Here is a 1,581-nt window from a genome sequence, read left to right on the forward strand (position 1 = left end):
CGGCCAAGGTCGTCTGCGGCAACGTCCAGACCGCCAACGCCACCGTCTACATCATCGACACCGTCCTGCTGCCCAAGAGCTGACAGTTCCTCAGCGCGGGTGCTCCGGCGCATGCCGGGGCACCCTGAGGCCCGCGACCACAGCAGGCTCGGCGGTCGGCCCAGCGGGAAGCACTAACGTCATCCGCATCACCCACCCACTTGACCAATCCGTGCTGCCCTCGGCGCCGAACCACGAGTGCCCGCGTCTCTCCCCGGAGGTGTTCATGCACGTCGCAGCCCGCGGTGAACCGTCCCCTGCGCCCCCGCCCGGTGCCCTGGAATCCCTGCTCGACCGGGTCGCCCGCGGCGATCAACAGGCGTTCGAGCACCTCTACACCGCGGTGGCCGGCGCCGTCGTGGGCCTGGTGCGGCGGGTGGTGCGGGACCCGGCCCAGTCCGAGGAGGTCGCCCAGGAGGTCCTCATCGACGTGTGGCGTTCGGCCGCCCGCTTCGACGCCGCGCGGGGCAGCGCACTGGCCTGGATCATGACGCTCGCCCACCGGCGCGCGGTGGACCGCGTCCGCTCCGCGCAGGCCGCCGCCGACCGCGAGCACCGCGCCGGCCTCGGGGAGTACACCGCCCCCTTCGACGAGGTCAGCGAACAGGTCGAACGGCGCCTGGAACGCGAGCAGGTCCGCCGCTGCCTGGAACAACTCACCGAACTCCAGCGGGAATCGGTGACCCTCGCCTACTACCGGGGCTACACCTACCGGGAGACCGCCGACGTGCTCGGCGCCGCCCTCGGCACGGTCAAGACCAGGCTCCGCGACGGGCTCATCCGGCTCCGCGACTGCCTGGGGGTGACCGCATGAGCACCGTCGACCTGCACACGCTGACCGGCGCCTACGCGCTCGGCGCGCTCTCCGGGCCCGAGGCCGCCGAGTTCGGCCGGCACCTGGCCCAGTGCCCGGCGTGCGCGCAGGAGGTCAGGGAACTCCAGGAGACCGCGGCCCGCCTCGCGCTGGGCGTAGCGGAAGTGCCCCCTGCATCCTTGCGCACACACGTGATGGCGGCGCTACCCGAGGTCAGACAGCTCCCGCCGATACAGCGCGAGGCCGTCGTGATCCCGCTTGCCCGCCGGCTGCGGCGGCGGCTGCCCCACCTCGTCGCGGCCGCCTGCCTGGTCCTCGCCGCGGTCGCCGGCGGGCTGGCCCTCGACGCCCGGCACGAGGCCGATCAGGAGCGGGCGCGCACCGCCCGGGCCGAGGCCCAGGCCAGTGTCCTCAACGCGCTGATGGCCGCCCCGGACGCGACCTTCCACACCGCTGCACTCAAGGGCGGCGGCAGCGCCACCGTGGTCGCCTCCAAGCGGATCGGCCGCGCCGCGTTCGTCTACCACCAGTTGCCCGAGCTGCCCGGCGGCAAGGTCTACCAGCTCTGGTACAGCCGCAACGGCTCGATGGTGCCCGCCGGACTCGTCCAGACCGGCCGTGCCTCGGGTGCGCTGCTGCTGACCGGCGGCATGGGCGGCGCGGACGGCGTCGGGGTGACCACCGAACCGCAGGGCGGCTCCACCCGGCCGACGAGCGCCCCGCTGGGC

The 1,581-nt window shown here is 73.9% G+C and carries 2 protein-coding genes and 1 pseudogene; all 3 read left to right on the top strand.

What is annotated here, in order from left to right:
* Window positions 1-83: pseudogene (locus ABD385_RS40970) on the top strand (fasciclin domain-containing protein); the annotation flags it as partial.
* Between the two features lie 182 nt (window positions 84-265).
* Window positions 266-853 carry an ECF RNA polymerase sigma factor SigK gene (gene sigK / locus ABD385_RS40975; protein WP_344585334.1) on the top strand — a complete coding sequence of 196 codons (588 nt, stop codon included), beginning with the start codon at window positions 266-268 and terminating at the stop codon, window positions 851-853.
* On the top strand, window positions 850-1,581 hold a 732-nt coding region (locus ABD385_RS40980), incomplete at its 3' end, for an anti-sigma factor (RefSeq protein ID WP_344585336.1). The genes sigK and ABD385_RS40980, both read left to right, overlap by 4 nt.

Origin of the sequence: Streptomyces lunalinharesii (genome assembly GCF_039532155.1) — a bacterium.
GTDB lineage: Bacteria > Actinomycetota > Actinomycetes > Streptomycetales > Streptomycetaceae > Streptomyces > Streptomyces lunalinharesii.

Coding starts and splice junctions, on each gene's coding strand:
- sigK (WP_344585334.1), top strand. CDS start 266: ATGCACGTCGCAGCCCGCGGTGAACCGTCCCCTGCGCCCCCGCCCGGT.